The following is a 12529-nucleotide window of genomic DNA, read 5'->3' on the forward strand; positions in this document are numbered from 1 at the left end:
CCTGCCCACTCTGCTGTCCTGAAGAATCAGCGAGGGGAGTACCCGTTTTTGGCGCCGATCCTCAGGCGTCGGTCGAGGCGCGGGTGGCCAGCCGGTTGTAGGCAGCCGTAAAGGCCGCGGCCCCCGCGAGAAGCTGCTCACGCTCGAGTTGGCTCATCTGCTCGGTGACCGCGCCGAAGCGTTCTGCGCGCGCCGCGACGACCTCGTCGAGAATCGCACGCCCGGCGTCGGTGATCTCCAGAATCGTCGCGCGCCTGTTGTGCGGGGCGACGTTGCGGGTGATCAACCCGGCGTCCGCGAGTCGATCACTGAGCCGGCTGGCGCTCGACGGCGCCATGTCGAGGTCGTCTCCCAATTCCGTGACCTGGCACGGGCCGAGGCGCTGTAGGGACTGCAGCGCGCGCAGCGTCGGCAGCCCCACGCGTTTCTCGATCTCCTCCAACACCACGACGTTCAGTGCGAGCAAGCCCCGCGTGGCCCGTTCGAGCTGGGCGACGTACTGGGCGTCAGGCTTCGCGACCGCGGTCGCGTCCGTTGCGGCACTCATGGGACCGCCAGCATACATCCGCAATGAATGTCGTGCACCGAGTCAAATATCCCTGTTTGCAAAACATCCATTCTGGATATATCGCCATTGGCCGGGTAAACGACGGCCGTTTGGGTAACCGGCCGCCGAGATCAGCAGACCAAGGAGGCAGCATGGCGCGAGACACGCGCGGTCCGATGCCACCGCAGACGGCTGGCCTACGCCGGGTGAGCCTCAACCCGTCCCATTGGAGACAGGGCCGCTTGATCCTGGCAGGCGAAGCGGTCGCGACAGGTGTGCTCGGCATGACCGGTCTGATCGGCGTTCTTGTCCGCCCTCAGCACGACGGATGGTCGGTGCTCGGGGTGCCGCTCACGCCGATGTTGAGCGCTGTCCTGCTGACCATCGCCGCGCTTGCGGCCCTGTCGGTTCTGCATCGCCGGACGGCGAAGGTCTTTACGCTCGGAATGGGTGCCGCCGCCGTGGCCCTGATGATCATCTGTTCGGTCGCCGCGGTACACCACGATCCCGGCCCGATGGGATTCACCGCGCCTGCGATCCTGCTGTGGACGATCCTCTTTTGCTGGAGCATCGCATCAGCGATGTGGATCCTGCCGGACCAGCTCCAGGGGCCGGCCTGGATTCCGACGCGGCGGACGCGCCACCACACCGATTCCGCGACGTCGTCTCGGGAACGATTCGACTCTTCCGGCTCATGAGTTGCAGCATGCCCGACTTCATCGAATTCCCAGTGCGCCTGGCTGTGCCGCCTCACACCGATTCTCGGCTGCCCGCGAACAGAAAGGACTCTCAATGACCACCACTTCATCTCGCACCGTGGTCGTCACCGGTGCAAGCGCCGGCACCGGACGTGCCGCTGCCCAAGCCTTCGGGCAGCGAGGTGATCGCGTCGCACTGCTGGCCCGCGGGCAGGACGGGCTGCGCGGGGCCGCCGATGACGTCGAGGCCGCGGGTGGGACAGCGCTGGCGCTGCCCACGGATGTCGCCGATTTCGAGCAGGTCGATGCCGCGGCCACCAAGGTCGAAAACACCTTCGGGCCAATCGATGTGTGGGTGAACGTCGCCTTCACGTCGGTGTTCGCGCCGTTCACCGAGATCGCTCCGGCGGAGTTCCGGCGCGTGACCGAGGTCAGCTACCTCGGTTTCGTCCACGGAACGATGGCTGCACTGGCTCGGATGAAGCCGCGCGATGCCGGTGCGATCGTGCAAGTCGGTTCCGCACTGGGCGCGCGCGCCATCCCACTGCAGTCGGCGTACTGCGGGGCCAAGCACGGCATCAACGGTTTCACCGAGTCCGTGCGCACCGAGCTGCTGCACGACCGCAGCAATGTCCACATCACCGTGGTGCAGATGCCTGCGCTGAACACGCCCCAGTTCGATTGGGTGTTGTCGCGGCTGCCGCGCCACCCTCAGCCCGTGCCGCCGATCTATCAACCCGAAGTGGCTGCCCGCGCCATCCTGCGGGCAGCCGACCATCCACAGCGTAAGCAATATTGGGTCGGTGCCAGCACGGCGTTGACCGTCCTCGCACAGCGCATGATGCCACCGGTGCTCGACCGCTACCTCGCCCGCACCGGCTACTCATCACAACAGACCAGCCAGCCGGTCGGCCCTGACCGGCCGAACAACCTGTGGCAGCCCCTCGACGAGCGCCCGGACAGCGACCGAGGAGCACACGGCTCCTTCGACGACCGCTCGATCAGTCGCTCGCCGCAGGTGTGGCTTTCTCGGCATGCGCGCTCGCTGTCGGTGGCCGCCGCCGCGCTCACCGCCGGAGGGGCCGTGCTGACCCGATACCGGCACTGAACCGCGGTGGCGACGCAAATCCCGAAAACGACAACACTTTTGAAGGAGTCAACATGTCTGACACCGTCGGTGACGTGCTACTGGGCCGATTGCGGGAATGGGGCGTGAAACAAGTCTTCGGATTCCCTGGTGACGGCATCAACGGGCTGCTCGCGGCATGGCAACGCGCCGACGACAAGCCACAGTTCGTCCAGGCACGACACGAAGAGATGGCCGCTTTCGAGGCGGTCGGCTTCGCCAAGTTCTCCGGTCAGGTCGGGGTCTGCGTGGCCACCAGCGGCCCCGGCGCGGTGCACCTGCTCAACGGGCTTTACGACGCCAAACTCGACCACGTTCCGGTCGTGGCGATCGTCGGTCAGACCGAACGCTCCGCGATGGGCGGCTCCTACCAGCAGGAGATCGACCTGATCAGTTTGTTCAAGGACGTCTGCAGTGAGTACGTGCAGATGTGCACGGTCCCCAAGCAGCTGCCGAACCTCATCGACCGCGCCATCCGCATCGCGCTCAGCGAGGGCGCACCGACAGCGATCATCGTGCCCTCCGACGTCTTCGAGTTGCCCTACGAGCCGCCAGGGCACGCGTTCAAGCAGGTGCCCTCGAGTCTCGGAATGTCTGAGGCACGCGTAGTGCCCGACGACGACGCGCTGCGCCGCACCGCCGACCTGCTCAACGCTGGGCACAAGGTCGCGATGCTCGTCGGGCAGGGTGCCCGCGGGTGCGTCGCCGAGCTCACCGAAGTCGCTGAACTGCTCGGCGCCGGTGCGGCAAAAGCGTTGCTGGGCAAGGATGTACTGCCCGACGACCTGCCCTGGGTGACCGGATCGATCGGATTGCTCGGCACCACCGCCAGCTGGCATCTCATGATGGAATGCGACACCCTGCTGACGATCGGCTCGAATTTTCCGTACACCCAGTTCCTGCCCGAGCTCGACCAGGCCCGAGCCGTACAGATCGACCGCTCCGGCAAGTGGATCGGAATGCGATACCCCTACGAGATCAACCTCGTCGGTGATGCGAAAAGCACACTGCAGGCGCTGATTCCGTTGCTGGAGCGCAAGACCGACCGATCCTGGCGCGAAAAGGTCGAGAAGTGGGTGGACAGTTGGTGGACCACCGTGCAGCGCAGGGCCATGACCGACGCGGAGCCGCTCAACCCGATGCGGATCTTTTGGGAGCTGTCGGAGCGGATGCCCGAAAACGCGATCATCGCTGCCGATTCCGGCTCGTCGGCCAACTGGTACGCCCGTCAACTGAAGTTCCGAGGCGACGTCCGAGGCTCCCTGTCCGGCACACTCGCCACCATGGGGCCCGGGGTGCCTTACGTCATCGGCGCGAAGTGGGCCCACCCCGACCGACCCGGCATCGCCTTCGTCGGCGACGGGGCGATGCAGATGAACGGCATGGCCGAACTGATCACGATCAGCAAGTACTGGAAGCAGTGGGCCGACCCGCGCCTCATCATCGCGGTCCTGCACAACAACGATCTGAACCAGGTCACGTGGGAGATGCGGGCGATGGAGAACTCGCCGAAATTCGATGCGTCGCAGAACCTTCCAGACGTCGACTTTGCGGCGTTCGCGCGCAGCCTCGGCTTGCACGGCGACAACATCGACGATGCCTCGGCCCTGGGCGACGCGTGGGACCGGGCCCTGGCCGCCGACCGGCCCACCGTTCTCGACGTCCGCTGTGATCCGAACGTGCCGCCGATCCCGCCGCACGCCACCTTCGAGCAGGCGAAGTCCCTCGTCGACGCGGTGATCGGTGGTGACGACGACAGCGCGGGCTTCATCAAGCAGGGAATCAAACAGAAAGTGCAGCAGTACTTTCCAGGCGAGAAGAAGGACCGCTCATGAAACCCGTACGCGCCGCGATGCACGCCATCCGCACCGGACGTTTCGAACGCACCTTGGCAGCCCTGACCGCTGCGGGAGCGGCGGTCACCACCGCCGAGATCTACCTCTCCCATGATGGCGCGAGCTTCGGCAACCGCATGATGTACTGGCCCGTCGTCATCGTTCCGACTGCGGTGCCCGCCGGGTTGGCGGGGTTCTTCTCCCGCCGCGCCGCCCACACCGTGCTGCCCGCCGCCAGCGCGCTGATCGTCGTCAACGGCGTGCAGGGCGCCTACCTGCACTGGCGTGGCATCTGCCAGCGGCCCGGCGGATTGACCCGGTACAACCTGGAATCCGGGCCACCGGCATTCGCCCCCCTGCTGGCCTCGCTGGTCGGTGGCATGGGGCTGCTCGCGGCACTGTTGCGCCGCGAGGACCTGCCGTTGCCGGGCGAGGGGAGCCGCTGATGCTCTTCCGCCCAGCACACCACCACGCGGTCACCCCGCAAGGACGTGGCCGTTTCCCGGATTTCGACGTGCTGGCCCAGGCCGACAAATGGGATCGGGTCACCGCGGGCGTCGTGCTCGGACGGCTCGCGCCGCCGGCCACGTTGTCGTTCTTCACGATCGAGGAGGTGGCGATCGCGCAGCCGTTGCTCGACCTGCTGCTGGCCCAGGACGCCGAGCCGAAGGTCCCGGTGCTGCAATTGATCGACTCCCGGCTGGCTGCGGGGGAGACCGACGGCTGGCATTACGACGACATGCCCGAAGATGCTCAGGCCTGGCGCGACTCCCTGGGTGCGCTCGACAGCGATGCCCGCGACCGCTACGGCGTCGGGTACGGCGAACTTCCCACCGGGAAGCAGGCGCGGCTGCTGCAGGACGTCCAGGACCTCGCCGACGCAGCCGAGAATTGGCACGGCCGCCCCGCCGGTCACGTGTGGAGCTTGTGGACACGCTATGCGTGTACGGCGTTCTACTCCCACCCGTGGGTATGGAACGAGATGGGGTTCTCGGGCCCCGCCTACCCGCGGGGCTACTTGAACCCCGGCGTCAACGCGCTCGAACGGTACGAGGTCGCCGATCACCGCGACATCGACCCGGTTCCGTTCGCCGAGCGGGTGGAGCGGGCCCGGCGCGCCGATTCGGACCTGCCCGAAGGGCGCGCCGATGGGTGACGGCAGGAGCGTGCGGAGCCGCAACGAATCGGCATGGTTGTTGCCCAACAACGGTGTTCGCACCAACCACCGGTTGCGGGCCGATATGCGCAAGTACCATCCCGACGACGAGGTCGACGTGGTCATCGTCGGGGCCGGCGCCGGGGGAGCCACCCTTGGGCAACGGCTGGCCCGCGCCGGATGGAGTGTGGTGCTGCTCGACGCCGGGCCGTTCTGGGACCCTGACCGCGACTGGGTCAGCGACGAGCGCGGCTCGCACGGCCTGTACTGGACCGACCCTCGCCAGATCGGTGGATCGGACCCGGTTCCCTTGGGCTCCAACAACTCGGGGCGAGGTGTCGGTGGCTCCATGGTGCACTACGCCGGCTACACTCCTCGGTTTCATCCATCGGACTTCCGTACCCGCACCACCGACGGCGTGGGCGTCGACTGGCCCATCGACTACTCCGAGCTGCGTCCCTACTACGAACAGATCGAGGCCGAACTACCGGTGGCAGGCCAGGATTGGCCGTGGGGTGATCCGCACACATACCCGCACAGCCCGCATCCGGTCAGCGGCAACGGGCTCATCGCGCTGCGCGGCGCGGAGGAACTCGGCCTCGACATGCGGGTCGGGCCGGTCGCCATCCCGAACGGACGCTTTGGCAATCGTCCGCATTGCATCTACCGCGGGTTCTGCATTCAGGGATGCAAGGTCAATGCCAAGGCGAGCCCGCTGATCACCCACATCCCCGACGCGCTGGCACACGGCGCCGAGGTCCGGCCGGATTGCCACGTCAGCCGCATTCTGGTGGACGACGACACCGGGCGCGCCACCGGTGTGGTGTACCTGCACGGCGGGACGCTGCACAGGCAGCTGGCCCAGTCCGTCGTCATCGCCGGGTACTCCATCGAAACCCCTCGGCTGCTGTTGTTGTCTGCCTCGTCGCGCTACCCCGACGGACTCGGCAACAGCCACGATCACGTGGGCCGCCACCTGATGGTCCAGGGCGCCCCGCAGGTGGCCGGCCGCTTCGACGACGAGGTCCGCATGTACAAGGCGCCGCCGCCCGAAGTGAGCAGCGAGCAGTTCTACGAGACCGACCTGAGCAAGCCCTACCGACGCGGATTCTCGATCCAGACCGTCAGCCCACTGCCCATCACATGGTCTGAACACGTTGCCGCTCAAGGCCACTGGGGCCAGACGCTGCGCGAATACATGCGCGATTACGTGCACTGGGCCACGCTGGGAGCCTTGTGCGAGCTACTGCCACTGCCGAACAACCGGGTCACCCTGGCCGATGAGACCGACCGCCACGGCCTTCCGGTCGCGCACTTCGCCTACAGCCAGTGCGACAACGACAAACAGCTCATCGATGCCGCGGGCAAGGTCATGGCCGACCTGCTGAAGGCCGCTGGTGCGGAAGAGGTCATGACCGTCGAGCGCTACGCGCACCTGGTGGGCGGCGCGCGGATGGCCAGCCGTCCGCAGGACGGGGTCATCGATCCCGAGCACCGCGTCTTCGGAGTGGACCGCCTCTACGTCGTCGACGGCAGTGTGATGCCCACCCAGGGTGCCGCCAACCCGGCGCTGACCATCATGGCGCTCGCGGCCCGGGCCGCCGACCTGATGAAGCATCACGCCGTCGCATCTTGACGGATCGAGAAAGGCTGTGTAGCACATGTTCTCGCACCAGGTCGAGCGTCTCGACGTAGGCGTCTACCGCGTGCCCACCGAGGGTCCGGAAGCCGACGGCACCCTGGAATGGGACGCCACCACCGCCGTCGTCGTGCATGCGCACGCAGCCGGTGCCATCGGACTCGGCTGGACCTACAGTTCCCCGGCCGCAGCGACGGTGGTAGCCCATCACCTGCGCGGCGTCGTCGTCGGCCGCGACGCTGCCGACGTACCCGGCGCATTCGATGCGATGCACCGCGCCTGCCGTAATTTCGGCACGCGCGGCCTGGTGGCGCAGGCGATCAGCGCGGTCGACATCGCGCTGTGGGATCTACGAGCCCGCCTGCGCGACCTGCCGCTCGCTGCGGTGCTGGGTCGGTGTCGCAGTTCCGTACCCATCTACGGTTCAGGAGGATTCACCAACCTCGACGACGCCGAACTCGCCGAACAGGTCGGGGTATGGCAGAACGCGGGATGTGCCGCGATGAAGATCAAGATCGGACAATGCTGGGGCACCGATACCGACCGAGACCTGCAGCGAGTCAACCGGTTTCGTGAGTTGGCCGGCAACGCCGTCGAGATCATGGTGGATGCCAACGGCGGATACACTCCCGGGCAGGCGCGCCGTGTGGGCGCGGCCCTGGACCACCTCGGCGTCACCTGGTTCGAGGAACCGGTCAGCAGCGACGACATCGACGGATTGGCCGCCGTGCGCGGCGCCGTGCGGTGCGACGTCGCCGCAGGGGAGTACATCTCCAACCGCTACGACGCGCGCCAACTGGCGCCCGTGGTGGACTGCCTCCAACTCGACGTCACCCGATGCGGTGGCTACAGCGGCTGGCTGGCCGCCGCAAACATCGCGGCAGCACACAACCTCGACGTGTCGGGACACTGCGCACCGGCGCTGCATGTTCCTGTCGCCGCGGTCATCCCACGCCTTCGACACCTCGAGTACTTCATCGACCACACTCGACTCGAGGCGGAGTTGTTCGATGGCGTTCCCGCTCCGAGCGGCGGCCGGCTGCCCGTCAACACCACGGGATCCGGGCATGGCATGAGCCTGTCCGCTGGGGCCGACAAGTATCGGCAGGACTCGTGCTGAAACCACGCCGTGCCCGCCCCGGCCGTCAAGCGGTACGGCGGTGCTTCCTCTTCTCCTCGTAGTACCGCGCACGCTCGTCGAGTAGCCCTAGGAAACCGATGAGTTCCTCTCGAGCCCGCTCGCCCTCCGGGCCGAAATCGTTGCGGTCGAAGATGTTCCAGAATCGCAACACTGGAATAAGCACATCGTCATGGTGGATGCGCAGGTCGTAGATTCCGGCTTTCGCGATGGTGATGGCGTTCTGAGCGAAGTCGGCCATGCCCAAGCCCGGCATCGCGAAGTTGATGACTTCGTCGCGGATCGCGACCATCGCCGCATCAGGGGCGATCTCCAGGGCCGCAGCCATCAGGTTGCGGTAGAACACCATGTGCAGGTTCTCGTCGGCGGCGATGCGGGCAAGAAGCTGGTCGGCCACCGGGCAGCCCGAGGCCCGGCCGGTATTGCGGTGCGATACCCGGGTGGCCAATTCCTGGAATGACACGTACGCCAAGACCGCCAGGGGAGTCCTGTCACCGCCGTCGTAGCCCGCGACGGTGTGCTCCATCCGCTGGCGTTCCAGGGCCACAGGGTCGACGCCGCGAGTGACCACCAGATAGTCGCGCAGCACGATGCTGTGACGGCCTTCTTCTGCGGTCCACTGTCCGATCCAGGTGCCCCACGCGCCGTCGCGCGAGAAGCGGGTGGCGATCTCGCGGTGATACGACGGCAGGTTGTCCTCGGTGAGCAGGTTGACGGTCATCGCCACTTTGGCGACCGGGTCCAGCGGAGAGTCCTCCGGCTGCCAATCTTCACCGCCCAAGAACGCGAAATCTCTCCCACGGCTCCAGGGCACGTAGTCATGCGGGAACCATTCCCGCGCCATCGCCAGGTGGCGGTCAAGGTTCTGTGCGACAACCGGTTCCAGTTCGTGCAGCACTGCTGTCTGGCTATCCATGTCAGTCCCTTCATCCACTGTCGGTACTCGCTGTAGAACCTACGGTACCGTAACCTACGGTAGCGTAGGTTAGTGGTTGATGGCGAGCAGATGACATCGAGGATCTAGCCGCAGGCGACTCTTATAGGCGGTGCATATCGCCGACGCTCGTGCGCCGGCCGAGTTGGCGGTCCGTCGCGTCAGTAGCGATCGAGTTCGATCAACCGCGCGTCGCTGATGCCGAAGTGGTGGGCGATCTCATGCAGCACGACGTGCCTGATCTCTGCGCGTAGCCGGTCCTCATCGCCGGCTGCGAGTCGCGTGATCGGCCCGCGGAAGATGCTGATCTTGTCGGGAAGCACTCCGCCGTATGCGCTGTTCCTCCGTGGCAGCGGTATGCCCCGGTACAGGCCGAGCAGCCGCTGTCCGTCGGGAGGCTCGTCTTCGATGACGATCTCCACGTTGCTCATCGCGGCACGGAGTTGGGCGGGCAGGGATCTCAGCGCGTTGTCGATCGCATCTTCGAACGGATCAGTGCGACCCGGTTCCGAGTGCGCATCCATCTCTCCAATAGTGCCAGGGCCGATGCTGGGTCAAATCCGATTCGGTCGTAGCGAAGGCGGGATGACGTTACTGTCTCAAATCCGTTGGCAGACGGCGTCGTCAGCGTCCGGGGCGGACAGGCCGGATCGTGGCGGGCTGGTGTCGAGACTGCGCGCCGTCGCGGGAGGGAAGCAGACGCGCGATCCTGCGGTCGAGTAGGCGATGGTCGCGCTCGGTCAGTGCGCGGCTGCGGTGCGCCAGCAGGTCCAACTGCTGCCAGCTCAGCCCGTCGAGGTTGCCGTCGGCGTCATGGGTCGCGACGACGACGCCGCCGCGCAGCATGGGCACGGTCTTCGGCGTGAACAGTGTTGTTGCTAGGAGTAATTCGGTGGCGCGACGATTGGGTCGGTCTTGGCATGACTGTGTCGACGGCGCGAACCAAAAGTCGAACTGCCGGTCAGTGCTGGTCAGACTCTCGAGCGCATAGTCTTTGATGAGCTCGGCTATGTCGGCTTGGCTGAAGGCCTGGGTTTCAAGGGCGACGCCGGTGGGACGCACGTACAGGATGGTGTTCATTCCGATGTTCCATTCGACTCTATTCTTTGCTGTTCGGACGGGGTCGGCGACGCCAACCGCCGTTACTAGAGTTGCCCATGTGACAGTTGAGATAAACATTCATAACGAAATGAGGTCATGTCGGGCCTGGCGCGGCTAGCGCTTCGTTATGCCGTCTGGCTGCTCTCGGAGTTCGTGCCCGGCGAGTGGTAACCCTGGTGCACCGGTGACTCCCAGGTGTAGGGCTCCTCGGGATGGCCGGACCCGCCCAGAATGAACGACCGGTCGCTGCGGTTGGCCCGCGCGATGGACACCATCCATGTTCCGACCGTGCTGAAGCGGTTACGCACCCCGGTGAGGAAGGCGATATGGATGAATCCCCAGCCGAGCCACCCCAGGACACCCGAGAGCTTCACCGGCCCGGCCTGCAGCACGGCCTGTCCGCGGCTGATGTAGGCCGCCGATCCCAGATCGCGGTACCGGAAGTCTTTGCGTCTCCGGCCCGCGAGGTCGCGCTTGAGGCAGGCGGCGACGTGCAGCCCACCCTGCATCGCGTTCTCCGCGACGCCGGGCAATCCGTCGCGGCCAGCCAGGTCCCCGATGACGAACACCTCGGGATGGCCGGGTACCGACAGATCGGCGTCGACGGAGATGCGACCTGACCGGTCGGTGCGAGCGCCCAGCGCCTCGGCGGCGTGCCGCGCGAAGGGAACGCCTTCGACACCGGCAGTCCACAGCACTGTACGGGTGGCGTAATCCTCGTCCGGGCCACCGCCCTTGGAGCTCACCGTGACACCGTCGCGACGGACGTCGGTCACGTGGACGCCGAAATGTAGCTCGACGCCCAATTCGTCGAGCGTCCGCGACGCTCTGTCGGCGAGCGCCGGCGGGAAGCTCTTCAGAACCCGGTCGCCTCCGTCGAAGAGCAACACGCGTGCGTCCTCGGGATTGATACTGTGAAACTCGTTGGCCAGCGCACGAGTCGCCAGTTCCCTGATCTGTCCAGCCAATTCGACACCCGTGGGACCTGCGCCGGTGACGACGAACGTGAGCCACTGGTCCCGCTCCGGGCCGGCAGGCAGCGTCTCGGCGATCTCGAAGGCAGCGAACACGCGACGGCGGATACTCAGTGCGTCGTCGAGAGTCTTCATGCCGGGTGCCCAGGTGGCGAATTCCTCCTTGCCGAAGTACGACTGACGCATGCCGGCTGCAATCACCAGATAGTCGTAGTCGACGTCGAATGTCGATTCGTCGGGACGACGAGCCGTGACGCGCCGCCCCTCGGCGTCGAGCCGAATGGCCTCGCCGAGCAGGGTTGTGACATTGCGGTGACGTGCGAGTTCCTCGCGCAGTGAACGGCTGATCTGGCCAATGCTCAAAGTGCCTGTCGCACATTGATAGAGCAGCGGCTGGAATACGTGGCACGCGGCCCGGTCCAGCAGCGTGACGTCGACGTCGAGGCCGCCCAGGCGGCGGGCGCAGAACAAGCCGCCGAACCCTCCTCCGACGATGAGCACTCTGGGACGTGCATTTCCCATATCGACTCGGCCTCCAACCGTCATGGTCATCGAACCAACTGTGCCACGACGGTTTAAATGCCCACCAGCCGATCGGGCGGGCCATGCCGCACCAGCGCAATCCCGGGCGCCGACGTCGTGGTGTGTTCCGGCAACGAATGAACCCGGATCTCTAGCCGATGGCTTGTTTGATCACGTCGCGGGCGCGGTCAAGCATCGATGCGAACGGTCCCACCGCAAAATTCAGCTTCGCCGATTCCACGCCCGGATGCGGACGGGTCGGCGCGATCGCCTCGGCCGCTTTCACCGCTGTCGTCATCTGCTTGAGCTCATCGGCGTCGAGTTCTTGCTGCAGCTTGGGAAATTCCTCGTTTTCCTCATGCTCGGCGTGCTCGAGCACCGCGTCCCGCAGCTTGGTCAGCTCATCGATGAACTCCTGGGAGGTGATGTCGAGGGCCTCGATCCCCGAAAGCAGCTCTTTCGCGTCGTGCTCCTCCTGCAGTCGCGCATCCACAATGGAGTCTGCGCCGTCGAACTCGCGGCGTACCCGAGGATGGACGATCATCTCCTCGGCCGTCTCGTGCACGGCGAGCAGCTGGCGCAGCGCGATGAAGGGCTTCTCACGGGCTTTCGGGTCTGAAGCGAGAAGCACCTGGTCAAACATGTCCTCGATCAGGGCGTGCTGTGCTTTGAGGAACGCGACAACTTCCTCGGGCGTTTGAATGATCATTTCGGCCACGGCGGTAGTCCTCCTGTCGTGGGGGAGTGCGAGCGCGCGCGGGCTGTGCACGCCACCACGCTCTAGTACCCCGGCAGCCAGGCGTCAAACGTCCTCAACGTCGTCAGCAGTCCACGGTAGGCTGCGCCTGCGACCGGGGCT

Annotated in this window: 13 protein-coding genes; 7 read left to right on the top strand and 6 right to left on the bottom strand. The window is 66.0% G+C overall.

The annotated features are described in order from the left end of the window. Window positions 1–61: 61 nt before the first annotated feature. A complete protein-coding gene (locus RMCB_RS07685) occupies window positions 62–547 on the bottom strand; it encodes a MarR family winged helix-turn-helix transcriptional regulator (protein ID WP_062828351.1) in 486 nt (161 codons plus the stop codon). 152 nt (window positions 548–699) lie between these two features. Between RMCB_RS07685 and RMCB_RS07690 the strand changes: the two genes are divergently transcribed. The 7 genes from RMCB_RS07690 (at window position 700) to RMCB_RS07720 (ending at window position 8121) form a co-directional block, all read left to right on the top strand. Then, window positions 700–1245: a hypothetical protein gene (locus RMCB_RS07690; protein ID WP_062828286.1), complete on the top strand. Its 546-nt coding sequence runs from the start codon at window positions 700–702 to the stop codon at window positions 1243–1245. A gap of 94 nt (window positions 1246–1339) precedes the next feature. Continuing rightward, complete coding sequence (locus RMCB_RS07695; protein WP_062828287.1) at window positions 1340–2353, top strand: SDR family oxidoreductase; 1014 nt, start codon at window positions 1340–1342, stop codon at window positions 2351–2353. A gap of 53 nt (window positions 2354–2406) precedes the next feature. Continuing rightward, window positions 2407–4206 (top strand): thiamine pyrophosphate-requiring protein, encoded by a 1800-nt coding sequence (locus RMCB_RS07700; RefSeq protein WP_062828288.1) that lies wholly within the window; start codon window positions 2407–2409, stop codon window positions 4204–4206. Further along, window positions 4203–4652: a hypothetical protein gene (locus RMCB_RS07705; RefSeq protein WP_062828289.1), complete on the top strand. Its 450-nt coding sequence runs from the start codon at window positions 4203–4205 to the stop codon at window positions 4650–4652. The genes RMCB_RS07700 and RMCB_RS07705 overlap by 4 nt, the downstream gene beginning before the upstream one ends. Next, on the top strand, window positions 4652–5362 hold the full coding sequence (locus tag RMCB_RS07710) for a gluconate 2-dehydrogenase subunit 3 family protein (RefSeq protein ID WP_062828290.1): 711 nt from the start codon (window positions 4652–4654) through the stop codon (window positions 5360–5362). The genes RMCB_RS07705 and RMCB_RS07710 overlap by 1 nt, the downstream gene beginning before the upstream one ends. Before the next feature lie 85 nt (window positions 5363–5447). Continuing rightward, on the top strand, window positions 5448–6998 hold the full coding sequence (locus RMCB_RS07715; RefSeq protein WP_234792044.1) for a GMC family oxidoreductase: 1551 nt from the start codon (window positions 5448–5450) through the stop codon (window positions 6996–6998). Between the two features lie 25 nt (window positions 6999–7023). Then, on the top strand, window positions 7024–8121 hold the full coding sequence (locus RMCB_RS07720; RefSeq protein ID WP_062828292.1) for an enolase C-terminal domain-like protein: 1098 nt from the start codon (window positions 7024–7026) through the stop codon (window positions 8119–8121). 25 nt (window positions 8122–8146) lie between these two features. Here the strand turns inward: RMCB_RS07720 and RMCB_RS07725 are convergent, their stop codons facing one another. The 5 genes from RMCB_RS07725 to RMCB_RS07745 all read right to left on the bottom strand — a co-directional run bounded on the left by RMCB_RS07725 (window position 8147) and on the right by RMCB_RS07745 (window position 12388). After that, the gene (locus RMCB_RS07725; protein ID WP_062828293.1) at window positions 8147–9055 is read right to left on the bottom strand and encodes an acyl-ACP desaturase; all 909 of its coding nucleotides are present in this window, start codon (window positions 9053–9055) and stop codon (window positions 8147–8149) included. 179 nt (window positions 9056–9234) lie between these two features. Then, entirely contained in the window at window positions 9235–9597 is a 363-nt protein-coding gene (locus tag RMCB_RS07730; RefSeq protein ID WP_062828294.1) for a metallopeptidase family protein, read from the bottom strand. A 100-nt stretch (window positions 9598–9697) separates the two neighbouring features. Next, complete coding sequence (locus RMCB_RS07735; RefSeq protein ID WP_062828295.1) at window positions 9698–10153, bottom strand: hypothetical protein; 456 nt, start codon at window positions 10151–10153, stop codon at window positions 9698–9700. A gap of 146 nt (window positions 10154–10299) precedes the next feature. Then, on the bottom strand, window positions 10300–11670 hold the full coding sequence (locus RMCB_RS07740; RefSeq protein ID WP_062828296.1) for an NAD(P)/FAD-dependent oxidoreductase: 1371 nt from the start codon (window positions 11668–11670) through the stop codon (window positions 10300–10302). Between the two features lie 151 nt (window positions 11671–11821). After that, window positions 11822–12388, bottom strand: a complete 567-nt coding sequence (locus RMCB_RS07745) for a hemerythrin domain-containing protein (RefSeq protein WP_029373449.1) — start codon at window positions 12386–12388, stop codon at window positions 11822–11824. Window positions 12389–12529 lie beyond the last annotated feature (141 nt).

The sequence above is a fragment of the Mycolicibacterium brisbanense genome, assembly GCF_001570425.1.
In the GTDB taxonomy this organism is placed as follows: domain Bacteria; phylum Actinomycetota; class Actinomycetes; order Mycobacteriales; family Mycobacteriaceae; genus Mycobacterium; species Mycobacterium brisbanense.